At 73.1% G+C, this 25,806-nt stretch carries 24 protein-coding genes and 1 riboswitch; of the genes, 17 read left to right on the top strand and 7 right to left on the bottom strand.

From position 1 onward, the window contains the following. Nucleotides 1-71 precede the first annotated feature (71 nt). Nucleotides 72-1,610: a glycine betaine/L-proline transporter ProP gene (proP, locus tag ACFV57_RS17660; RefSeq protein ID WP_385232314.1), complete on the bottom strand. Its 1,539-nt coding sequence runs from the start codon at nucleotides 1,608-1,610 to the stop codon at nucleotides 72-74. A 486-nt stretch (nucleotides 1,611-2,096) separates the two neighbouring features. Between proP and ACFV57_RS17655 the strand changes: the two genes are divergently transcribed. Beyond that, entirely contained in the window at nucleotides 2,097-2,603 is a 507-nt protein-coding gene (locus tag ACFV57_RS17655) for a hypothetical protein (protein ID WP_385232311.1), read from the top strand. Continuing rightward, nucleotides 2,603-3,895, top strand: a complete 1,293-nt coding sequence (locus ACFV57_RS17650; protein ID WP_385232308.1) for an ATP-binding protein — start codon at nucleotides 2,603-2,605, stop codon at nucleotides 3,893-3,895. The genes ACFV57_RS17655 and ACFV57_RS17650 overlap by 1 nt, the downstream gene beginning before the upstream one ends. Nucleotides 3,896-3,961: 66 nt before the next feature. Here ACFV57_RS17650 and bcp read toward each other — a convergent pair whose 3' ends face one another. Then, nucleotides 3,962-4,429 carry a thioredoxin-dependent thiol peroxidase gene (bcp, locus tag ACFV57_RS17645; protein ID WP_385232305.1) on the bottom strand — a complete coding sequence of 156 codons (468 nt, stop codon included), beginning with the start codon at nucleotides 4,427-4,429 and terminating at the stop codon, nucleotides 3,962-3,964. Nucleotides 4,430-4,627: 198 nt separating this feature from the next. Here bcp and ACFV57_RS17640 point away from each other — a divergent pair, with 198 nt between their 5' ends. The 3 genes from ACFV57_RS17640 (at nucleotide 4,628) to ACFV57_RS17630 (ending at nucleotide 5,833) form a co-directional block, all read left to right on the top strand. Further along, nucleotides 4,628-4,945 (top strand): DUF3618 domain-containing protein, encoded by a 318-nt coding sequence (locus ACFV57_RS17640; protein ID WP_385232302.1) that lies wholly within the window; start codon nucleotides 4,628-4,630, stop codon nucleotides 4,943-4,945. A gap of 92 nt (nucleotides 4,946-5,037) precedes the next feature. Beyond that, nucleotides 5,038-5,340 carry a GroES family chaperonin gene (locus ACFV57_RS17635; RefSeq protein ID WP_385232547.1) on the top strand — a complete coding sequence of 101 codons (303 nt, stop codon included), beginning with the start codon at nucleotides 5,038-5,040 and terminating at the stop codon, nucleotides 5,338-5,340. A gap of 73 nt (nucleotides 5,341-5,413) precedes the next feature. Beyond that, nucleotides 5,414-5,479: riboswitch (guanidine-III (ykkC-III) riboswitch) on the top strand. A gap of 33 nt (nucleotides 5,480-5,512) precedes the next feature. Further along, entirely contained in the window at nucleotides 5,513-5,833 is a 321-nt protein-coding gene (locus tag ACFV57_RS17630; protein ID WP_385232299.1) for a DMT family transporter, read from the top strand. Between the two features lie 108 nt (nucleotides 5,834-5,941). Here ACFV57_RS17630 and ACFV57_RS17625 read toward each other — a convergent pair whose 3' ends face one another. Continuing rightward, entirely contained in the window at nucleotides 5,942-8,353 is a 2,412-nt protein-coding gene (locus ACFV57_RS17625; RefSeq protein WP_385232296.1) for a transglycosylase domain-containing protein, read from the bottom strand. Nucleotides 8,354-8,649: 296 nt separating this feature from the next. Here ACFV57_RS17625 and ACFV57_RS17620 point away from each other — a divergent pair, with 296 nt between their 5' ends. The 4 genes from ACFV57_RS17620 to ACFV57_RS17605 all read left to right on the top strand — a co-directional run bounded on the left by ACFV57_RS17620 (nucleotide 8,650) and on the right by ACFV57_RS17605 (nucleotide 12,119). Beyond that, a complete protein-coding gene (locus ACFV57_RS17620) occupies nucleotides 8,650-9,447 on the top strand; it encodes an ABC transporter permease (RefSeq protein ID WP_385232293.1) in 798 nt (265 codons plus the stop codon). Nucleotides 9,448-9,517: 70 nt separating this feature from the next. Then, nucleotides 9,518-10,282, top strand: a complete 765-nt coding sequence (locus tag ACFV57_RS17615) for an ABC transporter permease (RefSeq protein WP_385232544.1) — start codon at nucleotides 9,518-9,520, stop codon at nucleotides 10,280-10,282. Next, a complete protein-coding gene (locus ACFV57_RS17610) occupies nucleotides 10,279-11,388 on the top strand; it encodes an ATP-binding cassette domain-containing protein (protein ID WP_385232290.1) in 1,110 nt (369 codons plus the stop codon). Before ACFV57_RS17615 ends, ACFV57_RS17610 begins: the two co-directional genes overlap by 4 nt. A 17-nt stretch (nucleotides 11,389-11,405) precedes the next feature. Beyond that, nucleotides 11,406-12,119, top strand: a complete 714-nt coding sequence (locus ACFV57_RS17605; protein WP_385232287.1) for a DUF1707 domain-containing protein — start codon at nucleotides 11,406-11,408, stop codon at nucleotides 12,117-12,119. A 106-nt stretch (nucleotides 12,120-12,225) separates the two neighbouring features. On the opposite strand, the gene ACFV57_RS17600 is transcribed toward ACFV57_RS17605, so the two are convergent. Beyond that, on the bottom strand, nucleotides 12,226-13,518 hold the full coding sequence (locus ACFV57_RS17600) for an SGNH/GDSL hydrolase family protein (RefSeq protein ID WP_385232284.1): 1,293 nt from the start codon (nucleotides 13,516-13,518) through the stop codon (nucleotides 12,226-12,228). Between the two features lie 309 nt (nucleotides 13,519-13,827). On the opposite strand from ACFV57_RS17600, the gene ACFV57_RS17595 reads away from it, so the two are divergent. The 4 genes from ACFV57_RS17595 to ACFV57_RS17580 all read left to right on the top strand — a co-directional run bounded on the left by ACFV57_RS17595 (nucleotide 13,828) and on the right by ACFV57_RS17580 (nucleotide 17,939). Beyond that, nucleotides 13,828-15,225, top strand: coding sequence for a DUF445 domain-containing protein (locus ACFV57_RS17595; RefSeq protein ID WP_385232541.1), 1,398 nt, complete (start codon nucleotides 13,828-13,830; stop codon nucleotides 15,223-15,225). A 79-nt stretch (nucleotides 15,226-15,304) separates the two neighbouring features. Continuing rightward, nucleotides 15,305-16,123 carry a class E sortase gene (locus ACFV57_RS17590; RefSeq protein WP_385232281.1) on the top strand — a complete coding sequence of 273 codons (819 nt, stop codon included), beginning with the start codon at nucleotides 15,305-15,307 and terminating at the stop codon, nucleotides 16,121-16,123. Nucleotides 16,124-16,134: 11 nt separating this feature from the next. Then, a complete protein-coding gene (locus tag ACFV57_RS17585; RefSeq protein ID WP_385232278.1) occupies nucleotides 16,135-16,380 on the top strand; it encodes a DUF3311 domain-containing protein in 246 nt (81 codons plus the stop codon). Next, the gene (locus tag ACFV57_RS17580; RefSeq protein WP_385232275.1) at nucleotides 16,377-17,939 is read left to right on the top strand and encodes a sodium:solute symporter; all 1,563 of its coding nucleotides are present in this window, start codon (nucleotides 16,377-16,379) and stop codon (nucleotides 17,937-17,939) included. Before ACFV57_RS17585 ends, ACFV57_RS17580 begins: the two co-directional genes overlap by 4 nt. Here the strand turns inward: ACFV57_RS17580 and ACFV57_RS17575 are convergent. The 3 genes from ACFV57_RS17575 to ACFV57_RS17565 all read right to left on the bottom strand — a co-directional run bounded on the left by ACFV57_RS17575 (nucleotide 17,917) and on the right by ACFV57_RS17565 (nucleotide 21,715). Next, on the bottom strand, nucleotides 17,917-18,855 hold the full coding sequence (locus ACFV57_RS17575) for an SCO0930 family lipoprotein (protein WP_385232538.1): 939 nt from the start codon (nucleotides 18,853-18,855) through the stop codon (nucleotides 17,917-17,919). The two genes, ACFV57_RS17580 and ACFV57_RS17575, sit on opposite strands and share 23 nt — an antisense overlap. Nucleotides 18,856-19,193: 338 nt before the next feature. After that, entirely contained in the window at nucleotides 19,194-20,696 is a 1,503-nt protein-coding gene (locus tag ACFV57_RS17570) for an NADH-ubiquinone oxidoreductase-F iron-sulfur binding region domain-containing protein (protein ID WP_385232535.1), read from the bottom strand. A 308-nt stretch (nucleotides 20,697-21,004) separates the two neighbouring features. Next, complete coding sequence (locus ACFV57_RS17565) at nucleotides 21,005-21,715, bottom strand: hypothetical protein (RefSeq protein WP_385232272.1); 711 nt, start codon at nucleotides 21,713-21,715, stop codon at nucleotides 21,005-21,007. 484 nt (nucleotides 21,716-22,199) lie between these two features. Between ACFV57_RS17565 and ACFV57_RS17560 the strand changes: the two genes are divergently transcribed. From ACFV57_RS17560 to ACFV57_RS17545, 4 genes are all read left to right on the top strand, one after another. Continuing rightward, entirely contained in the window at nucleotides 22,200-23,255 is a 1,056-nt protein-coding gene (locus tag ACFV57_RS17560) for a PucR family transcriptional regulator (RefSeq protein ID WP_385232269.1), read from the top strand. A 210-nt stretch (nucleotides 23,256-23,465) separates the two neighbouring features. Next, nucleotides 23,466-23,771 carry a DUF6412 domain-containing protein gene (locus ACFV57_RS17555; RefSeq protein WP_385232266.1) on the top strand — a complete coding sequence of 102 codons (306 nt, stop codon included), beginning with the start codon at nucleotides 23,466-23,468 and terminating at the stop codon, nucleotides 23,769-23,771. Nucleotides 23,772-23,867: 96 nt separating this feature from the next. After that, the gene (gene yidC / locus ACFV57_RS17550) at nucleotides 23,868-24,746 is read left to right on the top strand and encodes a membrane protein insertase YidC (protein WP_385232264.1); all 879 of its coding nucleotides are present in this window, start codon (nucleotides 23,868-23,870) and stop codon (nucleotides 24,744-24,746) included. A 136-nt stretch (nucleotides 24,747-24,882) separates the two neighbouring features. After that, nucleotides 24,883-25,740, top strand: coding sequence for a fumarylacetoacetate hydrolase family protein (locus tag ACFV57_RS17545; RefSeq protein WP_385232261.1), 858 nt, complete (start codon nucleotides 24,883-24,885; stop codon nucleotides 25,738-25,740). The last annotated feature ends 66 nt before the right edge of the window (nucleotides 25,741-25,806 follow it).

Below are 25,806 nucleotides of genomic sequence, written 5' to 3'. Positions count from 1 at the left end.
AAAAACCCAAAAAAACGACCGCGACCCCCGCCCAACAAGGGCGAGGGCCGCGACGCGCAGTGCGAAGGGGGTCAGAACCGCGGGTCCGGGGACTGGGCCGTGACGATTTCCACGGCTTCTTCCTTGGTGGCCACTGCGGGCGGGGAGCCCTCCAGGGGCTGTTGGGCGGTTTCCTTCATGCAGGCGACGGCGATGGCGCCGACCAGGGCGGCGCCCATGGCGTAGTAGGCGGGGACCATGTCGTTGCCGCCGGCGGCGTCCATGAGGGCGGTGATGACCAGCGGGGTGGTGCCGCCGAAGAGGGAGACGGCGAGGTTGTAGCCGATGGACAGGGAGCCGTAGCGGACGCTGGTGGGGAAGAGGGCGGGCAGCGCGGCGGACATGGTGCCCAGGAGGCAGACCAGGGAGAGGCCGAGCATCAGCATGCCGGGGATGATCGCGGCCAGGCTGCCCGCCTTGACCAGCAGGAACGCCGGGACGGAGAGGACGAAGAAGCCCAGCATGCCGGTCATCAGCAGCGGCTTGCGGCCGAAGCGGTCGTTGAGCCGGCCGACGGAGCTGATGATGCACATCAGGACGATCATGGTGCCGATGACGATCAGCAGACCGTGCGCCTCGTCGTAGTGGAGGGTGTCGGTCAGGTAGGTCGGCATGTAGGACAGCAGCATGTAGTGGCAGATGTTGTACGCGCCGACCAGCGCGATGCACAGGATCAGCATCGGCCACTGCTGGGAGAAGATCTCGCCGAGCTTCTTCTTGGGGGCGTTCTCCGAGAGGTGGGAGAAGTCGTTCTCGGTCTCGGTGAGGGAGGCGTCGCCGTTGTGGGTCTGGGCGGCCTCCAGCTTCTGGAAGGCGGGGGTCTCGTCGAGCTTCATCCGCAGGTAGAGACCGACCAGGCCGAGCGGTCCGGCGACCAGGAACGGGATGCGCCAGCCCCAGTCGTGCATGGCGGCGTCGCCGAGCGTGGTGTTGAGGATCAGGACCAGGCCGGCGGCGCCGGTGTAGCCGGCCAGGGTGCCCATCTCCAGGAAGCTGCCGAAGAAGCCGCGCTTCTTGTCGGGCGCGTACTCGGCGATGAACGTCGAGGCGCCGCCGTACTCACCGCCCGTGGAGAAGCCCTGGATCATACGGAAGACGATCAGCAGTACGGGGGACCACAGGCCGATGGCGGCATAGGAGGGGATCAGGCCGATGCACAGGGTGCCCGCGGCCATCATGATCATGGTGAGTGCGAGGACCTTCTTGCGGCCGATACGGTCGCCGAGCGGCCCGAAGAACGCGCCGCCGATGGGCCGCACGAGGAAGGCGACGGCGAAGGTGGCGAACGAGGACAGCAGGCTGACCGTGTCGCTGCCGCCGGGGAAGAACACCTTTCCGATGGTGACCGCGAGATAGCTGTAGATGCCGAAGTCGAACCATTCCATGGCGTTGCCGAGCGCGGCGGCCTTCACGGCGCGTTTGACGACGCGCTCGTCGGTCACCGTGATGTCGGTGCGCCGCAGCCGGGGGTTGCGGCGGCGGGCGACGGCCCGGAACAGGTTTCTGTGGCGTTTGAACGCCTCCGGGTCCCGGTCGGTCGTGGGTTCGGCTTCGGTGCTGCCGGTCGGCACGAGTCGAGTCCTCTCGGTCGGTCAGCGCGCTCGATGCGCGGCAGGGGTCGCAGCGGTCGCGGCGTCCTCGCGGCCGGGTGGGCCCGCGGCGGATGCCAGTGATCACAAAGGTGGTCGTACGACAGGTGCGCCTGCGCACTGGAGCGCGACTCAAACCACTCTGACCCCACAACGCGATGTACGTCACGTGGCGTGCGCCGTCCGGAGCAGTGATATCTCCCGGTTTTGGGCTGCTTTTCGCCAGGGGGCGGAGGGCCGCTGTTACAGGACTGGTACACAGCCGAGTGGTCACCGAGGTGTCCGGGCAATCAGCCTGTGTGGCGGGGAGGGGAGAGTTGCGTGTATCGAAACCGCCCTTATGCTCCGAACCGTTCGCTCTGCTGATACCTCGCGTGCGTGTACCTCGTTCCGCGCGCGCGTGCCGCGTTCGGCCGTGGTGGTCCGTTCTGCGCCGGCACGGGGCCGCTGCCCCGGAAGGAGAAGTTGATGACCGACCGCGAAGGCTCCCGCCGGTTCAGCGGGCGTACCGCCCTGGCGACCTTCGCCGCGGTCACCGCGCTGGCGGCGGGCGGGGTGTGGTTCAGCCAGGCGGCGGACCGCGCGTCGGCGGTGGACGCGGCGCCGAAGACGTCGGCGGTGCAGGACGTGAAGGCGTCGGCCAGGGCGTCCGGCGGGCTGCCCGGGGTGCGCGACTGCGGCTTCGGCGAGCCGGAGATCAAGCCGCAGGTCATCACGTTGACGTGTGCGGACGCGGGCATGGTGGCGACCGGCATCACCTGGGACCGGTACGGCACCTCGGAGGCCGAGGGCAGGGGCGTGGTGCAGGTGGAGAAGGCCGCCGCGGGGGCGGGCGCGGACGCCGGTTTCCCGGCGACGTTCCGGCTGTACGGGGCGAAGACGGTGGACGGCGCGCGGGCCTTCACGGGGCTGGAGGTGACGTACGAGGGCTCGACGCCGCTCGGTGACTCGACGGAGATGTACAACCTCGCGTGATGGGCATCCGAGGCCGGATCGCCCTGGCCATTTCGTGTGTGACGGCGCTGGCGGTGGTGGTGCTCGGCTTCGCGGTGCACCACATCGCGGGCGCGGAGCGGGAGCGTTCGGCGCGCTCCTATCAGGACGACCGGCTCAGTTCGGCCCTGCAGATCTATGAGCGGGACGGCACGCTGGCGCTGGGCGCGCAGCTGGACGACGCGACGCTGCCGGGGCCGTTGCACGCCGCGGTCGTCGACGGCAAGTCCGGTACGTACGTGAGCCAGGGCGAGGACCCGCGGGTGTGGGCGGCGACCGGTGTGGGCGGGGGTTCCGCCGCGCGGCCGCGGACGCTGTCGGTGTCGGCGGCGTTCCCGGACAACGATCCGGCCCAGGAGACGCTGGACCGGGCGCTGCTGATCGCGGGCATCGGCACGGTGGTGCTGATGGCCGGCGTGTCGTGGTTCGTCTCGCAGCGGCTGTCGCGGCGGCTGCGGCACAGCGCGGCCGCGGCGCGCCGGATCGCGGCGGGCGAGCCGCCGGACGCGAAGGCGCTGGCGGCGGGTGGCCGGGACGAGGTGGCCGAGCTGGGCCGTTCGGTGCACCACATGGCGACGTCGCTGGCGGCGCGGGTGGAGGCGGAGCGCAAGTTCACCGCGGATGTGGCGCACGAGCTGCGGACGCCGGTGGCGGGGCTGGTGGCGGCAGCCGAGCTGTTGCCGCACGAGCGGGCCGTCGAGCTGGTGCGGGACCGGGCGCAGACGATGCGCAATCTGGTCGAGGATCTGCTGGAGGTGTCGCGGCTGGACGCGGGTGTGGAGTCCGCGCAGCTGGACGCGGTGGACCTGCCGTCGCTGGTGCGGGGCATCGTGGGGCGCGTGGAGCGGGTGCGCGGCATCGAGGGCGTCGAGGTCGTCGTGGTGGAACCGGCGCGGGTGGTGGAGACCGACCGGCGCCGGGTGGAGCGGGTGCTGGTCAATCTGCTGGCGAACGCGGTCAAGCACGGGCGGCCGCCGGTGGAGGTCCGGGTCGAGGGGGTGCGGATCGTCGTGCGCGACCACGGGCCGGGGTATCCGCCGGAGCTGTGCGCGGAGGGGCCGCGCCGCTTCCGTACGGCGGCTCCGGAGCGCGGTACGGGGCACGGCCTGGGGCTGACGATCGCGGCCGGGCAGGCGGAGGTGCTGGGCGGCCGGCTGGTGTTCGGTACGGCCGAGGGCGGCGGCGCCGAGGCGGTGCTGGAGCTGCCGGAGCCGGTGGAGGCGGAGCCGGAGCGGGACCGGGCGGGGGACCGGGGCGCGGTGGCGGCCTCGTAGGCGGCGGCCGGGAACGCCGGTACGGGCGCCCGCCCGGGGCCCCGTACCGGCTCCGAGCCCGGCTCGCTACAGCCCCAGATCCTTGATGATCTTGGCGACGTGGCCGGTGGCCTTCACGTTGTACAGCGCCCGCTCGACCTTGCCCTCCTCGTCGACGATCACCGTGGAGCGGATGACCCCGGTCACGACCTTGCCGTACAGCTTCTTCTCGCCGAAGGCGCCGTACGCCGTGAGGACCTCCTTGTCGGGGTCGCCGAGCAGGGTGACCGACAGTTCCTCCTTCTCGCGGAACTTCGCGAGCTTCTCCGGCTTGTCGGGGGAGATGCCGATGACGTCGTAGCCGTGGCCGGCCAGGAAGTCGAGGTTGTCGGTGAAGTCGCAGGCCTGCTTGGTGCAGCCGGGGGTCAGCGCGGCCGGGTAGAAGTAGACGATGACCTTGCGGCCCTGGTGGTCGGCGAGCGAGACCTGCTTGCCGTCCGCGTCGGGGAGGGTGAAGGCGGGGGCGGTGTCGCCGGGCTGCAGTCGCTCGCTCATGGCTCTCCTTGGGGCGTCAGTGGGCAGCACGCGTGGATCACGTACGGGGGACGGGTGCGCGAGGGGTCGCGCACCCGGATTGCGCTACGTCCCGAGATTACTGAGCCGCCCGAAAAGGGGGTGCTGTGGGGCGCGGGGGCGGTGGTGCTGACAGACTGTCCGCACGGAAGACCGATCGAGACGACCGGAGGCAGCGCGGTGTCGGAAGCCAGGACCCCTGCGCAGATCGAGAAGGACATCGCCAGCAGGCGGCGGGAGCTCGCCGTCACGCTGGACGAGATCGGTGTGCGGCTGCACCCGAAGACGATCATGGGGGACGCCAAGGCCAAAACGGCGGCGGCCGTGGACCGGACGGCGGGGCGGGCGTACGTGGCCGCCAACCGCGCGGTCTCGGACATCCGTGCCCAGCTCGTGTCGGAGGACGGCGCGCCCCGTATGGAGCGGGTGGTGCCGCTGGCGATGATCGGCGTGGCCGTCGTCGGGCTCCTCGTGGTGGGCTCCCGGCGCCGGCGTTAGCAGGGCGGGCGATGCCGGGGCGTGCGGACAGGTACGGTCTTGCCGTGAGCCCGAATAACGCCAAGGACACCCACGACAAGCTGCCCATCCGGATGCTGCACGACCGGGTGCTGGTCCGTACCGACATCGCCGAGGGCGAGCGCCGTTCCAGCGGCGGCATCGTCATTCCGGCGACCGCGGCGGTCGGCCGCCGCCTGGCCTGGGCCGAGGTGGTCGCGGTGGGGCAGAACGTACGGACCGTGGAGCCCGGCGACCGGGTGCTGTACGACCCGGAGGACCGGGCCGAGGTCGAGGTGCGCGGTGTCGCGTACGTGCTCATGCGCGAGCGGGATCTGCACGCGGTGGCGGCGGAGCGCCTGGAGGGCTCCGAGGACGCGACGGGGCTGTATCTGTAGCGGTACGGCGAGCGGCCCGGCGGTACGGATGTGAGAGCGGGCGGTGACCGGGGTCACCGCCCGTTTTGCGTGCCTTTTGCTAGGGTCGGAAGCATCCCGACGAGACGCGCCGTACCGGGTCACGACAAGACGACGCACCCCTGGAGAAACTCGTTTTCACGGAGGTGCCGTCATGGCATGGATTCTGCTCGCCGTCGCCGGTCTGCTGGAGGTCGGCTGGTCGATCGGCATGAAGTTCACGGACGGTTTCACCCGGCTGTGGCCCAGTGTCTTCACCGGCGCGGGCATCGTCGCCAGCATGCTGCTGCTCTCGTACGCCGCCCGTACGCTGCCGATCGGTACCGCGTACGGCGTCTGGGTCGGTATCGGGGCGGCCGGCGCGGCGGTCGTGGGGATGCTGGTGCTGGGCGAGCCCGCCACCGCCGCGCGGATCTTCTTCATCTGCTTGCTGCTGGTGTCGGTGGTGGGGCTGAAGATGACGTCCGGCCACTGATCCGGTGATCCGGCCGGGCCCGGAGCCCGCACGCCCAGGGCGCGGAGCCCGCGCCCGCCCGGGGTTCCGCGCCCCCGCGTACGCCCCGCGCACCGCACGCCCCGGACCTCACGTCCCCGGGAAGTCCTCCCAGCCCCCGACGCCTCCTCCGTACCCGTTGCCGGCCCCGCCGACCCCGCCGCCGACCCCGCCCCGGCCCCCGTTGACGCCGCCCTCGGCGCCTCCGGTGGGCGGTTCCACGGTGGGCCAGTCCTCGGTGGGGCCGGTCGTCGGCTCCTCGGTCGGGAACGTCGGGAAGCTGGGGCCGGGGGCCGTGGTCGGCCCGCTGGTCGGCGGTCCGCCGGTCGGGCCCGTGGGCGGTGCGGAGTCCGTCGGCGGTGCCGCGCTGGTGCTCGGCGACTCGCTGGGCGTGTTCGGCGACTCGGAGGGGACCTGGCTCGCGCCCTCCTCCAGGTCCAGGTCGAAGTCCTTGGCGGGCTTGCCGTCCAGGGCCGTCGCGGTGTACTCCGCCCAGATCTCGGCGGGGAAGCCGCCGCCGTTGATCCGGGGCAGGCCCGCCGCGCCGTACAGCGGTTTCTGCGCGCCGGTGTCCGGGTCCTGGCCCAGTACGCCGACGACGGTGGCCAGGTCGGGGGTGTAGCCCGCGAACCAGGCGGCCTTGTCCTCCTCCGCGGTGCCGGTCTTGCCGGCCGCGGGCCGTCCGGCGGCGCGGGCGGCGGCGCCGGTGCCGCCGGGGCTCTCGATGACGCTGCGCAGGATGGAGGTGGTGGTGTCCGCGGCGTTGCGGGGCACCGCGGTCTTCTCGCCGCGGTCCGGCAGTTCGACGGCCTCGCCGCCCTTGGTGGCCTTGGCGACGAGGCTGTACGCGCGCTGCCTGCCGTGGTTGGCGAGGGTCGCGTACGCCTGGGTCATGTCCAGCACGCTGGGGGTGGCGGTGCCGAGGGCGATGGCGCCCTGGGAGGAGTCGAGGCCCGGGGTGTTCTTGGGGATGCCGAGGTCGACGGCGGTCTCCTTGACCTTCCGGGGGCCGACGTCGACACCCATCTGGGCGTAGACGGCGTTGACGGATTTGTCGGTGGCGGTGGAGACGGTGATCGGGCCGTAGGAGCGGCCGTCCTCGTTCTCGGGGGCGAAGCCGGTGCGCCGGCCGTTGTTGACCGCCTCGCGCTTGTTGGTGCCGTCGTAGACCGTGTTCGGGGTGATCCTGCTGCCGGACTGGGTGACGGCGTTGTTGGCGACGGCGGAGGCGAAGACGATCGGCTTGAAGATCGAGCCGACCTGGTAGTCGCGGCGGGTGGCGCTGTTGACGTACTGCTTGGCGTAGTCGATGCCGCCGTACATGGCCACGACGTTGCCGGTGGCGGGGTCGATGGAGGCGCCGCCGGCCCGTACGTAGCGGTCCGCCTTCGAGTCGCCGAGCCGGTCCGTCAGCTTCTCGTCGACGGCGTCGACCAGGGCGTCCTGCCGCTTCCGGTCGAGGGTGGTGGTGATGCGGTAGCCGCCCGTCGCCAGCGTCTGATCATCGATGATCTTGTTGTTGGTCAGATAGTCCTTGATCGCTTCGACGAGGTAGCCGCGCTGCCCGGACAGCCCGGTGGGCGGCTTGGCCTTGCCCGGCGTGGGGAACTTCAGCGTGGCCCGTTCGGTCTCGCTGATCCACTTCTTCTTGACCATGCCGTCCAGGACGTAGTTCCAGCGGTCGAGGGCGCGCTGCCGGTTCTCGGGGTGGGTGGCGACGTCGTACGCGCTGGGGGCGTTGAGCAGGGTGGCGAGGTAGGCGCCCTCGGCGGTGGTGAGCTTGTCGGAGTTCTTGCTGTAGTACGCCTGGGCGGCGGCCTGGATGCCGTAGGCGTTGCGGCCGTAGTAGCTGGTGTTGAGGTAGCCCTCGAGGATCTCGGACTTGCTGCGCTCGCGGTCCAGCTTGATCGAGATGAAGAACTCCTTGGCCTTGCGGGTGATGGTCTGTTCCTGGCCGAGGTAGTAGTTCTTCACGTACTGCTGGGTGATGGTGGAGCCGGACTGCTTGCCCTTGCCGGTGACGGTGTTCCAGGCGGCGCGGAGCATGGCGACGGGGTCGACGGCGGACTCGGAGTAGAAATCGCGGTCCTCGGCGGCCAGAACGGCTTCCTGGGTGGTCTTCGGGACCTGGCTCAGCGGCACGTTCTCGCGGTTGACCTTGCCGTCGCGGGCGATCTGGCTGCCGTCCGCGTACAGGTAGACGTTGCTCTGGGCCTGCGCGGACGAGTTGGCGGCGGGGATGTCGACGAGGACGTATCCGGCGGCGAGGCCGCCCGCGATCAGCAGCAGGACGAGCAGCGCGCCGCCCACCACCATCCGCCAGGTGGGAATGACGCGCCGCCAGCCCGTGCGCCGCGGCCGGGCCTTGCCGCCCTTGCCGCCGTCCGCGAGGGGGACCTCCGGGCCGTCGCCCCCGTCCGCGGCCGGTGGCAGCGCGGAGCGTGCGGCCCACCGGGGTACGCGGGGGGCGGCCTTGCCGTCCTGCTGCGGATCGTCACTCATGTCTGTATGGACTCCTCGGCCGCCGCCGAGGGTTGTACCGCGGCGGATCGGTGACGTGTCGGGTGATTCGCGCCCAAAGCCGGAAAAGGAACTGTCGCCCGATAAGAAACTCTCGCATCATGCCCTTCGCTCACGAGGGGCGGCGCGCACCTGTGACCGCTCCGTGACCGGCCGAATGGGGTGTACAGCTCACTGGAACGGGTGAATAAATGCGTGGCCGGCCACCGCCCGCCCCGGCTAGGCTCTCGTCTTCCCGCGCCCAGCCGGCGCACTGTCAGGTACGGGAGGCGCCCGCGGTGTTGTACGCAGCCGTCGCGGCCGGCAGCTTCCGGCGGTATGCCACGTACCGTATCGCCACCGTCTCCGGCGTCTTCACCAACACCGTCTTCGGCTTCATCCTCGCCTACACCTACATCGCCCTGTGGTCCGAGCGCCCCCACCTGGGCGGCTACGACCAGGCACAGGCGCTGACCTTCGTCTGGACCGGCCAGACGCTGCTGGCCGCCACCGGCCTGCTGATCGGCGGCGGCCTGGACGACCTGCAGGAGCGTATCCGCAGCGGGGACATCGCCGTCGACCTGCACCGGCCCGCCGACCTGCAGGCGTGGTGGCTGGCCGCGGACCTGGGGCGGGCCGCCTTCCAGCTGTTCGGCCGGGGCCTGGTGCCGATGGCGGTGGGCGCCCTGGCCTTTCCCTCGGCGCTGCCCGCCTCCCCGGTGACCTGGCTGCTGTTCCTGGTGTCGGTGGCGCTAGGCGTGGTGGTGGGCTTCGCGCTGCGCTATCTCGTGGCGCTGACGTCCTTCTGGCTGCTGGACGGCGCGGGTGTGGGGATGGTCGCCGGGCTGCTGTGCATGTTCTGCTCGGGGATGGTGCTGCCGCTGAACGTCTTCCCCGGCGGCTTCGGCGAGGCCGTACGGCTGCTGCCGTGGGCCTCGATGCTCCAGGTGCCGGCCGATGTGCTGCTCGGTGTGCACGACGGCGCGGGCGTGGCGGGCGCGCTGGCCTTCCAGGCGGGGTGGGCGGCGGTGCTGCTGGCGGCCGGGCGGCTGGTGCAGTCCGTGGCGACGCGCAAGGTCGTGGTGCAGGGTGGCTGAGGAAGGGGTGGGCGCCGGGGCGGTCGCGCGGCTGGGGGAGGGCCTGCGGGCGTACGGGCTGATCGCGGCGATGTGGGTACGCTCCACGCTCGCCTACCGGGCGTCCTTCCTGCTGACCGCGTTCGGCAACTTCGCCGCCACCGGCCTGGACTTCCTCGCCATCCTGCTGATGTTCTCGCACATCACGGTCCTCGGCGGCTTCACACTGCCCGAGGTGGCGTTCCTGTACGGCACGTCCAGTGCCGCGCTGGGCCTGGCGGACCTGGTGCTGGGCAGCATGGACCGGCTCGGTGTCCGGGTCAGGGACGGCACGGTGGACGTCCTGCTGGTCCGGCCGGTACCGGTCTTCGCGCAGGTCGCCGCGGACCGCTTCGCGCTGCGCCGGCTCGGCCGGATCACCCAGGCGGTCCTGGTGCTGGGCTGGGCGCTGACCCGGCTGGAGGTGGCCTGGACGCCGGGCAAGGTGCTGCTGGTGCCGCTGATGCTGCTGTGCGGCGCGGTGATCTTCGGGGCGGTCTTCACCATCGGGGCCGCGTTCCAGTTCGTCGCGCAGGACGCCGCCGAGGTGCAGAACTCGTTCACGTACGGCGGGACGACGATGCTGCAGTACCCGCCCACCGTCTTCGCCAAGGACCTGGTGCGCGGCGTCACCTTCGTCGTACCGCTCGCCTTCGTCAACTGGCTGCCCGCGCTGCGGCTGCTGGGCCGTGACGACCCCCTCGGGCTGCCGGGCTGGGTGGACTTCCTGGGGCCCGCGGTGGCGGCGGCGATGTGCGCTCTGGCATGGCTGGCCTGGCGGACGGGACTGCGCAACTATCGGAGCACGGGAAGTTGAGGGACGGTATGCGGGGCGGTGCGGGGGACACGGTGCGGGACCCGGAGCGGGCCGGGGACGGGGCGGCTCCCCGGGCCGAGGAGCGGCGTGCGCGGACGCCCGGCCCCGGGCCGTCCGGTGAGGAGCCCGGATTCATCGAACTGGACGGCGTCGAGAAGGTCTTCCACGTACGGCGCAAGGCGGGACGGCTGCGCCGGGTGCGCGAGGAGGTGCGCGCCGTCGACGGGATCAGCTTCAGCGTGCCGCGCGGCGCGATGGTCGGCTACATCGGACCGAACGGCGCGGGCAAGTCCACCACCGTCAAGATGCTCACCGGCATCCTGGTGCCCAGCGGGGGGCGGCTGCGGGTGGCGGGCATCGACCCCGCGCGCGAGCGCACCCGGCTCGCGCGCCGCGTCGGGGTGGTCTTCGGGCAGCGTACGACGCTGTGGTGGGACCTGCCGCTGAAGGACTCCTACGAGCTGGTGCGGCGGATGTACCGGATTCCGGAGGCCGCGTACCGCCGCAATCTGGAACGTTGCGTCGAACTGCTCGACCTGGGGCCGCTGTTGCCGGTGCCGGTGCGGCAGCTCTCGCTCGGGCAGCGGATGCGCGGCGACATCGCGGCGGCCCTGCTGCACGACCCGGAGGTGCTCTACCTCGACGAGCCGACCATCGGCCTGGACGTCATCAGCAAGGCCAGGGTCCGCGGGTTCCTGCGCGAGGTGAACGCCGAGCGGGGCACCACCGTCCTGCTGACCACCCACGACCTCACCGACATCGAGCAGTTGTGCCGCCGGGTGATGGTCATCGACCACGGGCGGCTGGTGTACGACGGCGGCCTGGACGGGCTGCACGCCGTCGGCCGCGGCGAACGGACGCTGGTGGTGGACCTGGAACGCGAACTGCCGCCGATCGAGGGCGTGCCCGGCGCCCGTACGGTCAAGGTCGAAGGGCCGCGCCAGTGGCTGGCGTTCCCGGCCGCGCAGAGCGCGGCGCCGGTCGTCTCGGCGGTGGCCGAACGCTATCCCCTGGTGGACCTGTCGGTGCGGGAGCCGGACATCGAGGAGGTCATCTCCCGTATGTACGCCGACAGTGCGAACAGCGCGGACAGCGCGGCACGGTGAGGCATTAATCTGTCCGTATGACTGATGAACTCCCCGATCTGCGCGCTTCGGACGCCGACCGCGAACAGGTCGCCGCAATCCTGCGCGACGCCCTGGCCGAAGGGCGCCTGGCGATGGAGGAGTTCGACGAGCGGCTGACCGCGACGTACCAGGCGCGTACGGTCGGCGCGCTGCGGCCGCTGGTCGCGGACCTGCCCCAGACGTTCGAGGGCGGCGTGCCGCAGACCCGGTCCGCCGGGTCCGGGGCGCTCGGCTGGCGCGAGCGGATCGGCGGCGAGCCGACCTCGCGCCGGGCCTTCGCCTTCTGGGGCGGCTTCTCGCGCAAGGGGCGCTGGACGGTGCCGCGGACCTTCACCGCCGGGGTGTTCCAGGCGGGCGGCCAGATCGACCTGCGGGACGCGAACTTCGAAGCCGGGGAGGTCACGCTGCGCTGCTTCGCGCTCATGGGCGGCGTGGAGGTCGTGGTGCCGCCGGGCGTCGAGGTGCAGGTGACGGGCTGGGGCTTCATGGGCGGCTTCGAGCCCGACGACAGCGCGCCGGGCGATCCGGGCGCGCCGCGCGTGAAGGTCACCGGGTTCGCGATGATGGGCGGCGTCGGGTTCCGGCGCAAGCTCTCCAAGATGGAGAAGCAGCGCATCAAGCTGGAGCGCGAGCGGCGCTCGGAGTCGGCGCTCCCGGGGGAGTCCGGCGGGCGCGAGGCGCCGGAGCGGGGGCGCAAGGAGCTGGGCTGACGGCGCGTGCGGGCCGGGGCGCCCGTATGGGGCAGGGCGTACGTACGGGCCGGTGCGGGCGTACGGGCCGGGATGTGTCCGCGGTGCTCGCCGGTGCTCGCGCGCCTCACAGCATCGCCGGTGCCGGCCCCTTGAGCTGCCGCAGGTCGACCGCGTCGGCCATCGCCCGGTAGCCCTCGTCGCTCGGGTGCAGATGGTCGCCCGAGTCGTAGGCGGGCCGCATCCGTACCGGGGCCCCCGGGTCGCGCAGCGCCTTGTCGAAGTCCACGTACTGCCCGTAGACCTCCCCGGCGCGGATTTTCGCGTTGAGCGCTTCCCGTACGGCGTCGAGCTGCGGCCGGTAGGCGCGGTGGCCGCCGAACGGGGTGAGCGTGCTGCCGATGACGCGCACCCCGCGCGCCCGCGCCTGGCGCCCGATCTCCCGCATCCCCTCCGCCAGTTTCTCCGGGTCGAGCCGGCGCGGCGATTTGAACAGGTCGTTCAGACCGATCTCGACGATCACCGCCCGCACGCCCGTACGGGACAGCACGTCGCGCTCCAGCCGGGACAGCACGCTCGGCCCGTTGTTGGGCGACCAGCGGCTGCCGTCGGTCAGCAGGCGGTTGCCGCTGATGCCCTGGTTGAGGACGCCGTAGCGGGGCGCGCCGGGCTCGGTGCGCAGCCGGCCGGCCAGGAAGTCCGTCCAGCGGCGGTTGGCGCCCATGGTGGAGGTGATGCCGTCGGTGATCGAGTCGCCGATGGCGACGACCGTGCCTTCGGTGCGGGGGCCGCGGACGTCCACGCCGGTCAGGTAGCGCCAGTACGGGCTCTCCTCGGTGTAGGCGGTGCCGGTGGTGTCCTCGGAGCGGTCGCCGCGCGCCAGGTAGGAGTTCTGCCGGGCGTACGGGTGGTAGGTGGCGGGCCCGGAGGGCGACGGGGAGTAGGTGGTGACCAGGAGGTCGGCGGCCGGCGGCACGGTCAGTTGGACCGGGTCGCTGGTGACCGCGCCGCCCGCCGGGATGGTCACGGCGGGCCGCCCGGAGAAGGTCAGCCGCCGCATGGTGCCGGGCGTGGCCGCCGGGTGGTCCGGTGCGAAGGCGCGGGCGAGGGTGGCGTGGCTGACCGGCAGCGGGCGGGTGCCGTAGAGGTTGGAGAGCTGGATACGGGCGCTGGTGCCGCCGATGCTGGTGTGCACCACGTTGCGTATCGACATGCCGGCGTAGCCGTCGAGGGTGCCGGGCTCGGCGGCGGTCGCCGCGGCCGACCACGTACCGGCCCACCGTTCGGCCCCCGGCGCCGGGCCGCCCCCGGCGGAGTCGTCGGTTCCGTCGCCGCCCGGACCCAGCAGGAGCACGGCGACGACCAGCGCCACGAGCGCCGCCAGGCCGGCGAGCAGGGTGCGGCCCACTCTGGTGGACATCCGGGCACAGTCTCCTGGGGCAGGCGGAGCGGCGTGCTCCGGGCGGTCACAGGGCAGCGTGCGATCAGCGGCGCCGTCGCGGTCCGATCGGTCCCTTCATGCTGCCACGGCCGTCCGCCGCCCCGAGGGGCGCCCTGGCGGATCGGTGCAGGGGGCCGCACCGCGGTCCGCATTCCGGTGCGGAACACGGACCGGAACGGGGAACTCGTGGTCCGGCGCCGGAGTAGGACACAGTTGAACGCACGTACCGGCACGGAGCGGGGCAGATGCGGTACGTACGGATCGGACGGGGTCGAGCGGGTGGAGCGGATGGAACGGACGAAGACGGACGTGGTTCCCGGGGCGGATACGGCCGCGGGAGCGGGCGGGACACCGACGGGCGGGACACCGCCGGGCGGCACGCACGCGGGCCCGGCCCGTGCCCGCGGACCGGTACCCCCCGGCGGCTTCCCGTACAGCCCGGCCGACGAGGAGAAGCGGCGCGGCGTACGGCGCATGAAGACGCTGGCGACCGGCCTGCTGCTCGGCGTGGCCCTGGTCTACGCCCTCGCCACCTGGGCGAAGGCCGCCGGGGCGGGCGGCTGGGCGGGATATGTGGCGGCGGCGGCCGAGGCCGGCATGGTCGGCGCGCTGGCCGACTGGTTCGCGGTCACCGCCCTGTTCAAGCGCCCGCTGGGCCTGCCCATCCCGCACACCGCGATCATCCCGACGAAGAAGGACCAGCTCGGCGTCAGCCTCGGCGACTTCGTCGGCGAGAACTTCCTGTCCGGCGACGTCGTACGGCAGCGGCTGCGCAAGGTCGGCATCGGCCGCCGCCTGGGCGCCTGGCTCGCCGAACCGAAGAACGCGGACCGGGTGACGGCGGAGCTGTCCACCGCGCTGCGCGGCGCGCTGACCGTGCTGCGCGACTCCGACGTACAGGCGGTGGTCGGCGAGGCCATCACCCGGCGCGCCGACGCGCAGGAGGTCGCGCCCGGCATCGGCAAGATGCTGGAGAAGGTCGTCGCGGACGGCGGGCACCGGCGGGTGGTGGACCTGGTGTGCGTACGGGCCCACGACTGGCTGGCCGAGCACAGCGACTCGGTGATGACGGCGGTCTCCGGCGGCGCGCCCGGCTGGACGCCGCGCTTCGTGGACCGCAAGGTCGGCGAGCGGGTCTACAAGGAGCTGCTGCGCTTCGTCACCGAGATGCGCGACATGCCCGAACACCCGGCGCGCGGCGCGGTGGACCGTTTCCTCAAGGACTTCGCGAGCGACCTCCAGTCCGACACCGACACCCGGGAGCGGGTCGAGCGGCTGAAGTCGGAGGTGCTGGGGCGCGGCGAGGTGCAGGACCTGATCGCGTCGGCGTGGAGCTCCGTACGCACCATGATCGTGGCGGCGGCGGAGGACGAGCACAGCGAGCTGCGGCTGCGCACCCGGGCGGCGCTGCTGTCGCTGGGGCAGCGGATGGCCGCGGACGGGCGGCTCCAGGGCAAGGTCGACGGCTGGCTGGAGGGCGCCGCGGTCTATGTCGTGACGACCTACCGCGACGAGATCACCTCGCTGATCACCGACACCGTCGCGAGCTGGGACGCCGAGCACACCTCGAAGAAGATCGAGGCGCACATCGGGCGCGACCTCCAGTTCATCCGGATCAACGGCACGGTCGTCGGCGCGCTGGCCGGGCTGTGCATCTACACGGTGTCGCGGCTGTTCGGAGGGTAGGGAGCCGGACGCTCACCGGCGCCGCCCGACTTCGGCACGCCTATGGAAGTCTTCCGCGCCGGCCCCTACCGTGCACCGCGTGCGCGAGCGGATACCGGTGGTGGTGCAGGGGCGGGGGCGGGCCCGGCGGCGACGGCCTCCCGCCGTACGGACGTTGTGGGCGGGCGCGGAGCTTGCGGTGACGTTCGGTGTGCTCGTCCTGCTGCTGGTCGTACACCAGCTGTACTGGACCAACCGGCAGGCACAGGCGAGCGCACGCGACCAGGTGGCCCGGCTGGAACAGCAGTGGGACGCGCAAAGCCCGGCCCGGACGGGCCCCGGTCCCGGTCCCGGCCCCGCCGCGCCGGAGCCGTCGGAGTCGCCGGAGCCGCCGGAGCGGCACGGCCCCCGCATGCGGCAGGAGTTCCGCAGCACGCTGGAACAGCACCCGCCGCCGCGCCCGCGCCGCGACGACGCGTACGCGCTCCTGCGCATCCCGCGCCTCGGCCTGACCGTCCCCGTCGCCGAGGGCACCAGCAGGGCGGCCGTCCTGAACAAGGGGTACGCGGGCCACTACGCGCACACCGCCCAGCCCGGCGAGCAGGGCAACTTCGCGCTGGCCGGGCACCGCAACACGCACGGCGAACCGTTCCGCTTCCTCAACCGGCTGCGGCCCGGCGACACGGTGGAGGTGGTGACCGCCGCCGTCCGCTACACGTACGCGGTCGACCGGACCCTGCCGCGCACCACGCCCTCCGACGGCACCGTCCTCGCCCCGGTCCCGTACAGCACCACCCACCCGGCCCTCCGCTACACCGAGCCGCGCGCCTACCTGACGCTGACGACCTGCACGCCCGAGTACTCCTCGGCGTACCGGCTGGTGGTGTGGGGGCGCCTGACGGGCGCGGCGTCCCGATAGGCTCTCCCGCTGTGCTGAAACGTCCCACGCTGCTGTGGCTCCTGGTCCCCCACGTGCTCTACCTCGGCCTGCTGCCGCTGGTGAACCGCGTGACACCGACCGTCCTCGGGCTGCCCTTCCTCGTCTTCTGGATGCTGCTCGCGACCCTGCTGACGCCCGCCGCGGTGTGGCTGGCCTGGCGCGGCGACCGGAAGCGGGCCGCGCGGCGGTCCGGCGAGCGGACCGGGGCGGCGGCGGGCGAGCGGGGTGCGGTATGAACGCGACCGTCGCCACCTCGATCTTCGCGGCGTTCATGGTGCTGACGCTGGCCCTGGGCCTGCTGGCGGTGCGCGGCGGCCGGCGCCGCGAGGGCGGGCTCGCCGAGTGGTCGGTGGGCGGCCGCAGCCTCGGCACGGTCTTCATCTGGGTGCTGATGGCGGGCGAGAGCTACACCAGCTTCAGCTACCTGGGCGCGGCGGGCTGGGGCTACAACTTCGGTGCCCCGGTGCTCTACGTCCTGGCGTACATGTCGTGCGGCTACGCCATCGGCTTCGTGGTCGGCCCGATGCTCTGGTCGTACGCGCGACGGCACGGCCTGGTCGGCATCACCGACCTGGTGGCGCACCGCTACGGGCGGCGCTGGCTCGGCACGGCGGTGGCGATCCTCGCGACGGTCTGCCTGCTGCCGTACATCCAGCTCCAGATCACCGGCATGGGCGTGGTCGTCACCACCATTTCCTACGGCGCGATCAGCCTGAACTGGGCCTACTTCATCGGCTTCGCGGTGACCACCCTCTTCGTCGTGGTCAGCGGCCTGCGCGGCAGCGCGTGGGTGTCGGTCCTCAAGGACGTGCTGGTCATCGCGACGCTGGCGTTCCTCGCCTGGTACGTGCCGCGGCACTACTTCGGCGGGTACGGGCCGTTCCTGGACCGGATCGTCGCGGAGAAGCCGCAGTGGCTGACGTTCCCCGGCCACGCGTCCGGCGGCCTGGACCAGGGCTGGTTCATCACCACCTCCCTCCTCAACTCCCTCACCGTCGTCATCTTCCCGACGACCGTCGCGGGCTATCTGGGCGCGCGCAGCGCCGATGCCCTGCGGCGCAACGCGGTGCTGCTGCCGTTCTACAACGTGCTGCTGTTCGTGCCGATGCTGCTGGGCATGGCCGCCCTGTTCGTCGTGCCGGGGCTGACCGGCGCGGACTCCAATCTGGCGCTGTTCAAGCTGGTGGTGGACTCGCTGCCGGCCTGGCTGGTGGGGATCACCGGCGTCGCGGCGGCGCTCTCCTCCATCGTGCCGATGGCCGTGTTCATGCTGGTCATCGGCACGATGTGGGGCAGGAGCGTGCTGGGCGCGGTGCCCCGGCTGGCGAACCGCCAGAAGCTGTGGTCCCAGGTGGTCGTGGTGGTGGCGGGCGCGCTGGCGCTGCTGCTGACGTACACCGCGCCGAACACCCTGGTACGGCTCTCGCTCATCTCGTACGAGGGGATGGCGCAGCTGGTACCGATGATTCTGCTGGGACTGGTGTGGCGGCGGCTGACGCTGTACGGCGCCGTCAGCGGCCTGGTGGTGGGCCTCGTGGTGGTCTGCGGGCTGGTCTTCACCGAGCACGACCCGGTGTGGGGCATGAACGCGGGGATCGTGGCGCTCGCGGTGAACCTGGTGGTGGCGCTCGCGGTGACCTGGCTGGGCCCGCGGCCCGTGGACGACCGGCCGGACGCCGAGGTGCTGGCGTCGGACCTGGACCCGGGGGACCCGCCGGACGCGGGGGACCCGACGGCTCCGGGCGGCGCCGGGGAGCCGGGGGCGGCCGGGGTCAGCCCGTCGCCGGCGAAGTGATCTTCTTGCCCTCCGGGGAGACGGCGAACCAGGTGCCCTTCTTCCCCTGCCCGTTCACGTCGCCGGGCTGCTTGTCGCCGCTGAAGGTATAGACCGGCCAGCAGTCGACCGCCAGCTGCCTGGTGCCGTCGGGGCGGGTGACCGTACTGATCAGCTTGGCGGGGACGCCCTCCAGTTTGCTCTTGTCGGCCGGCCCGACGGGTTTCCACGTGTCCAGGCAGGCGCCGTTGCAGGCGAACCTCATCGGCCAGGCGCTGTCCTTGGTGAAGCGGTAGACCGTGCGGCCCGCCTTGTCGACGAGCAGCTTGCCCAGCTTGGGCTGGTCGAAGACGGACACGTCGGCGGCGGGCCCGGCGGCGGCCTTCTTGCCGTCGGGCGCGAACGCGTTCCAGGTCCCGCCGACGCCGTGGCCCTTGGTGTCGCCGGGCGCGGTGTCCTTGGCGTACCGGTACGCGGGCCAGCCCGCGATCGTGAGCTGCTTGGTGCCGTCGGCGCGGGTGACCGAACCGAGGGCGCTCGCGGCCATGCCGGAGGCGGCGGTGGCGTCGTCGGCGGGGACCGGGGGCCAGGTGGTGGCGCAGGCGCCGGAGCAGGCGGAGTTGGGCGGCTTGGCGGTGTCCTTGTCGAAGCGGTAGAGGGCCATGCCCTTGCTGTCGGTCACTACGGGGCCCAGCTCGGGGGACTGGCGCAGGGCCAGGGTCTCGGCGGGGGCTCCCATCGCGGCCGGGCGGCTGCTGTCGCCCGACGAGCCGTAGCCGTCGCCGCCGGCCTGGCCCTTGTCCGTGCCGCTGTCGGCACCGTAGCCGTTGCCGGAACCGTAGTCGGCGGAACTCCCGCTGCCCGACTGGGCCTTGCCGTTGGCGACCGGCGCGGCGTATCCGCCGTCGCCGGAGCCGCAGGCGGTGGTGAGCGCCATGACGGCGGCGGCCGTCACCGCCAGCGCGACGTGCCGCCGTTGGGCGTCGGACGGGGCGATCGGGGCGATCAGGGCGGCCGGGTCGGTCGGGTCGGTCGGGCGGGGCGTGGGTCGGCTCATGGTGCGCTCCTTCGAGGGGGCGTTCCGGGTGTGTTGTCTGCGGGGTACGAGGGGTGGGGGCCCGGTGTTCAGGCGGGGCGGAAGTTGTCATCGAGGGACAGAAACCGCGCCGAAGTGACGCCCGTACGGCGCCCGTACGGCCTTCGTGCGGCCTTCGCGCGGCTTTCGTGCGGCCTTCGCGCGGCGTCAGTGCGGAGGCCGGATGGTGGCATCGGTGATCATCCGGCGTCCTGGACGCGCAGGGCGAGCGCCGGGCAGCGGCGCACCGCGAGCTGCGCGCGCCGGCGCATCCGGGCGGGCAGCGGCATGGCGGCCCGCTCCGGATAGCCGTCCGGGCCGAGCCGCACCATGCCGGGTACGAGGTCGGCGCACAGGCCGTGGCCCCGGCACAGCGTCCAGTCCACGATCAGCCGCTGTTCGGGGGCGGGGGCCCGGGTGGCGGTTCTGCCCGCGCGGGCGCCGCGCCGTCCGCTGCCGGGCGGGCCTTTGCTGCCGTACGTCTCGCCGCCGGTGACCGGCAGCGCGCCGAGCACGGGACGGCCGCAGCCGGGCCCGTCGGCGTGCCTGGCGAACTCGTCGGGAAAGGCGGCCAGTGCCGAGGCGACGAAGCGCGCGGTGCCGTCGGGGTGGCTGCACGCGCCGCGCCGTTCCACGGCCCGCATCCGGGCCCGTACGGAGTCCAGGGCGCGCTGCCCGCCGCCGCCGACGGCCTGGCCGAGCGCGTCGGCGAGGGCGGGCAGACCCAGCACACAGGGCCCGCACTGCCCGGCGGACTCGGCGGCCAGCCAGCGCGCGACCCGTACGGTCTCGCCCGCCGGGCAGGTCCCCTCCGGCAGCGGCAGCACCGCTCCCGCCCCGAGCACCGCGCCGTACGCGGCCAGGTCCTCGCGGGAGAGGAGGGCTGTACTGGCGGCCTGCGGCGGCAGCCAGGTGCCGTGGTAGCCGCCGATCAGGACGCCCTGGCCGGGGCCGAGCCCGCACCGGGCCAGGACGCGGGCGAGCGGCACCCCGGTCGGCGCCTCCACGACCTGTTCGCCGGCCACGGTCAGCAGGACGGTGCCGGGCTCGGCCGGGTTGCCCGTGGCGCGGTAGCCGAGGGCGCCCATGCGCGCGGCGACGGCGAGCTGAGCGTACGTCTCGGTGTTGGAGAGCAGGGTGGGCAGGCCGTTCAGGCCGCGTTCGCTGGAGCGGACCTTGCGGCCGGAGGGGAGGCCGGGGCCCCGGCCGAGGCCGTCGGTGAGCGCCGTGCCCTCGCCCGTCACGAAACGTTCCGTCAGCAGCTCGGCGCGTACGGGCGTGGACAGCGGCCCCCGTTCGGCGATCGCCTGCCGTACCGAGCGGGCCACGTCCGCGCGGGTCACCCCGACCGCGACCTCCTCGGCGCCGAGCGCCCGCGCTGCCAGCAGCGCGCCGTCCAGCACCAGGTGCGGCGCGTACAGCAGCAGTGCCGTGTCCTTGAGGCAACTGGGCTCTCCCTCGCTGCCGTTGACGACGACAGCGGCCCGGCCGTCCGCGCGGCGCTGCCCCTCCATGACGGCGCTCAGCTTGCGCGCGAACGGGAAACCGGCGCCGCCGCGGCCGCGCAGCCCGGTGTCCTCGGCCAGCGCCACCAGTTCGCCCGCGGAAAGGCCGGGCGGGCTGCCGTGCCGGGCGAGGTGCGCCACCCGCCCGAGACGCCCGCCCCCACCCAGCCCGGCCAGCAGCCGGGCCGCCCCGATCACGGCGAGACGGGGGACGGCGGTGGGAACGGGGGCGGGGGTGGGGCCGGAGGCGGCGGGAGCGCGGCCTACGCCGGGCAGCGGGACCGTGGTGTCCGAGGGCAGCGACACCGCGGTACCCGGAACGAGAAGCGCCACAGGGAACTCCATCCGATACACGAGACGTTGAGGAATCCGGGGGACCACAAAAGCCGCCCCCGTAGGCACGACGGTTACGCCCCACCGCCATACCGTCGCGCCCTTCGCGCGCAGCCGTACGTCATGGCCGTACCTCATGGCCGTACCTCATGGGCACACGCCATGTCCGTACGTCATGGCCGGGCGCCGCGGGAGTGCCGGGCCGCTCGGGCCGGGGCGCGGGGGCCGCCGGAATCCGCGTCGGGCGTTCGGCTGTACGGCACTTGGGCCCGCTCCGGCGCCCGTAGCCGCAGTACGAGTCCCACCGCGACGACGGCGACGCACAGCATGTATCCGGTGGTCACCCAACCGGCGGCCGGGCGGCCCGACTTCAGCCCGTGCACCAGCGCCGCGCACCACGCCGCGTACGCGCCCATGTGCAGCACCCGCCACCACCGCGCGCCGCGCCGCGAGGTGAACGCGCCGCGCGCCGCGCCCGTCACCGCCACCGCGAGGAAGAGGTAGCCGGCCAGTGTGCCGAGGCCGATGAGCAGCGGCCGGCCGCCGTCGGCGAACGGCACCGCGGCGGCCGTGCCGCTCGTGCGGCCGCGGGCGATCTTCACTCCGATGTGCAGGGCGAGGAAACCGAGTCCGGCGACACCGGTGCCGCGGTGCACGGCCTGCGCGACGAGCCGGTGGCCGGAGTGCAGCAGCAGCCGGTCGGTGGCGGCCAGGCCCCACAGCACGGTTCCGGTGAGCGAGACCAGCGCGAGAACGCCCGCGCCGAAGTCCAGGAAGGAGAGCACGCGTTGGGGTGCTCGGGCTTGGGCGGCGATGGCGAGGAAGAGGAGCACGAGGGCCGGCAGGGCCGGTCGCAGGGCGGTCCGCAGGTGGGATGCGGGCATTGAGACTCCTTGAGGAGGAGCGGGGTATGGCGCGCGGCGGCGCCCCGCGGGCGTCGGCTGCGCGGCGCTGTGTGTACGGCGCGCGGCGGTTCCGACCGCGACTGCCGGTTGTCTGCGACGGCTGCCGGTTCCGACGGCGACCGCCGGTCACGATGGCGACCGCCCATTTCGGCGGGCGGGCCCCGTTCGGCCGCCGAGGTTATGCGCCGCGGTTTTTTGTGCCGCGTCCCTTCGGGGCGCGCAAAGGTATATGCCAAAGGCGGTGATCTGGGTGTGCAGCAGCATCACGGAAGGCCGCCGGAGCGTCCTCCGGTTTATCGCGCTGTGACAAATTCCTGCACCGGCATCGAAGTTACGCCAGGTAACTCCGGATGGTGCCCCTCCAAGCGACCACCGCTCGAAGTGCTTGTGCCCGGTGTGTGCCAGGTGCAGGCCCAGCAGCAGGGCCGTCCCCCCTCCGCATCACGCCAGGAACGAGGTAGCGATGTGTGATCTCCTGAACCGCATCTGGTCACGCCCCCGTGGTGAATGGACCCGGGTGCTGAGAAAGGAACTCCCGACACTCGCCGGGAAGGTGACCGAGGAGCTGCGGAGCGGATTTCCCGCCTTTTCCGCCCTCCTCGCGGAAGCGGGTGCCGAAGAGACCCGATGGGCCGTGGAACAGGCCATGCTGGTGGCGCTCGGCTACCAGGAAACGACGGAGCCCGTCCGGTGGCCCAAGGACTTCGTCGTCACTCCGCTGCCGGTGGCGCCCGCCCGCCGGGAGGTGTTCGCCGCCCTCTCCGGCGCCGAGAACGTCTCCGACGTCGCCCTCGCCGAGGTGGCCCGCTGCGCCGGCTGGCCCGTACCGGACCGCGTCCAGGCCATCGCCCTCGCCTCGCCCGCCGAGGCCCCCCAACTGGCCGCCGCCCTCGGCGACGCCCTGGTCGGCACCGTCGACGGGGACACCTGTCTGCTCGTCCCCGACCCCGGAACGCAGACCCGCGCCCGGCTGGAGGCGGCGCTCAAGGGCCGCGCGGCGGCGGTCGGTCACGTCGTACCGGCCGGGGACACCGCTTCCTCGCTGCGCTGGGCCCGCGCCCTGCTCGCGCTGTCGCCCGGCCGCGGCGGCCCCGACACGCGCCCGGCCTTCGTCGACGACCACCTCTCCGCCCTGCTCCTCCTCCAGGACGAATCGCTGGCGCGGGCCCTGTCCTCGCGCTGGCTGAGCCCGCTGGACGCCCTGACGCCCCGGCAGAGCGAGCGTCTGGAGGTCACCTTGCTGGCCTGGCTGGAGGGCGGTGGCGCGCCCGAAGCGGCCAAGGTGCTCCAGGTGCACCCGCAGACCGTGCGCTACCGCCTGCGGCAGATCGAGAAGCTCTTCGGGCCCGCGCTGCGCGACCCGCGTACCCGCTTCGAGCTGGAGATGGCGCTGCGCAGCCGCCGTCTGATGGCGCACGTACGGCGCTACCGTTCGCGCGCAGGCCGCCGCGCCCGGACGGTCGCCTCCACCATCCGCCCGCTGGGCATGGCCAGGGAAGCCCGGGTCAACGGGCTGTGACGGACGCGCCAGAACCGCGGCGGCGCGTCGGGTCCGCGGCGGCGCGGACCCCGGCGGCGCATCAGGACCGCGGCGGCCCCGGGCTCCCCTCCGGGGCCGCCGCCCCGCGCGGGTGGCGGGGTGCGGGGGCGGGGGCCGGTCCGGTGGTGCTGCCGTTACTCTGGGGCGGACACCGGCGGTGGGTCCGTGATCCGTGGAAGGGGTGAGCACATGCAGCGCTGCGCCGACGCCTGGCGGCTGTACGTGGGCGCGCTCTTCTTCCTGCTCTCCGGATTCCTCCTCGCCCAGAGCGGCCTGGCCCCCGCGCTCGCCGCCGCCGCGACGACCGCCGCCGTACTGCTGCTGTGCCGCGCCTTCCTCGCCGCCGCGCTCGCCCGGCCCGAACCGCCGGGCCGCGTCCGTACCGCCCTGCGCGACCGGGAACGCCGTACGGCCTTCCTGCCGCAACGCGATCCCGACGCCGCCGGCCGCCCGCGCCCCAGGGCACCCGGCCGTCCCCTCCCGACGGCCGCGTAGGCGCCCCACCTCGCACGTCGCGGAGGCACCGGCCCCGCGCGGCTCGTCACGCCGATTCCACATTCCGGCACGACGAGACCCGTGGAGGGCTCACCCATGTCCGTTTTCGCCACCCTGGGCAGCGCGCTGTCCCAGGCCGCCGACCTCATCGAACCGTTCTTCGGAGCCTCGGCGACGGCCGTCGCGATCGTCCTGTTCACCCTGTGCGTGCGCGCCGCGCTGCACCCGCTCGCCCGCGCCGCCGCGCGCGGCGAGAAGGTGCGTTCCGCGCACGTTCCGCGGCTGGCCGAGCTGCGGCGCAAGCACGCCGACGATCCGCAACGGCTGCGGGAGGCCACCGCGGCGCTCTACGCCGAGACCGGCTCCACGCCCTTGGCCGGATGCCTGCCCGCCCTCCTCCAGCTGCCTGTCTTCTTCGTCATGTACCACCTGTTCACCAACGACGGCAGCGGCCTGCTCGGGCATGCGCTGCTGGGCGCGCCGCTCGGCGGGCACTGGTCGCAGGCCCTCGCGGACGGCGGGGTGTTCGGGCCGCACGGGCTGGTCTACCTGGCGCTGTTCGCACTGGCCGCCGCCGTCGCCACCTGGAACTTCCGGCGGGCCCGTACGGCGATGGCGCAGAACCCCGCGACGGGCGCGGCCTTCGGGCAGACGGACGCGGCCTTCAAGAAGGCGGGCGCGGCCCCGGGCCAGGCGGGCGGAGCCGACGGCGGTACGGTGCCCGGCCTCGCCGGGCTGACGAAGGTGATGCCGCTGCTGTCCTTCGGGACGCTGGTCAGCGTCGCCGTGCTGCCGCTGGCGGCCGCGCTCTACCTGGTGACGACCACGGCGTGGACGGCGTGCGAACGGGCGCTGCTGCACCGGGGCCGGGACAGCAGCCGGGACCGGGGGCGGGGCGGCCACGAGGACCGCACGCCCGGCAAGGGGACCCCGGCCCCCGCCCCCGCCGCGACCCCGGCCCGTACCACCGGGTAACGGTCCAGTACGTGAACCGGGTCTTGCGGACCGGACGCCGTTCTTGGACGATCGTCCGAATCGCTCGATGGCCGTCCCCATCGGCCGGTCCGGGAGAGCCTCCCGGACCGACCCTTCGACCTCGGGAGTTGTACCGATGAAGCTGCTGCGTGTCGGTCCGGTGGGGGCGGAACGCCCGGCGCTGCTCGATTCGAAAGGCACCCTGCGCGACCTGTCGTCGCTGGTCACGGACATCGACGGGGCGCTGCTCGGGGACGCCACGGCCCTTGGGCGGATACGGGCGGCGGCCGCCGCCGGTGTGCTGCCGGGGCTGGACACGGGCGGGCTGCGCACCGGTCCGCCCGTCGCCCGGATCGGCAAGGTCGTGTGCATCGGGCTGAACTACCACGACCATGCCCGCGAGACCGGCGCCGCCGTACCGGCCGAACCGATCGTCTTCATGAAGGCCCCCGACACCGTCGTCGGGCCCGACGACACGGTGCTGGTTCCGCGCGGCAGTGTGAAGACGGACTGGGAAGCCGAGCTGGCCGTCGTCATCGGCCGTACGGCGCGCTATCTGGAGACCGACGAGGAGGCCCGCGCCGCCGTCGCCGGCTACACGATCGCGCACGACGTCTCCGAACGGGAGTTCCAGATCGAGCGCGGCGGCCAGTGGGACAAGGGCAAGAACTGCGAGACGTTCAACCCGCTGGGCCCGTGGCTGGTGACGGCGGACGAGGTGCCCGACCCGCAGGCCCTGGGCGTACGGCTGTGGGTCAACGGCACGCTGCGGCAGGACGGCACGACCGCCGAGCAGATCTTCCCGGTGGCCGAAGTGGTCCGCTATCTGAGCCGGTTCATGACCCTGTATCCCGGCGACGTCATCAACACCGGCACCCCGGCGGGCGTGGCGATGGGCTGTCCGGAGCCCAAGCCGTACCTGCGCGCCGGTGACGTGGTGGAGCTGGAGATCGACGGGCTGGGGCGGCAGCGGCAGGAGCTGAAGGACGCCTGACGGCGTCCGCCGGGAGGCCGGCCGGAGCCTGACGGGAGGTCAGGTGCGGGTGGCTTTCGGGCAGTC

Origin of the sequence: Streptomyces sp. NPDC059788 (assembly GCF_042732265.1) — a bacterium.
Lineage (GTDB): Bacteria > Actinomycetota > Actinomycetes > Streptomycetales > Streptomycetaceae > Streptomyces.
This window is presented reverse-complemented; position numbering and strand designations above follow the sequence as displayed.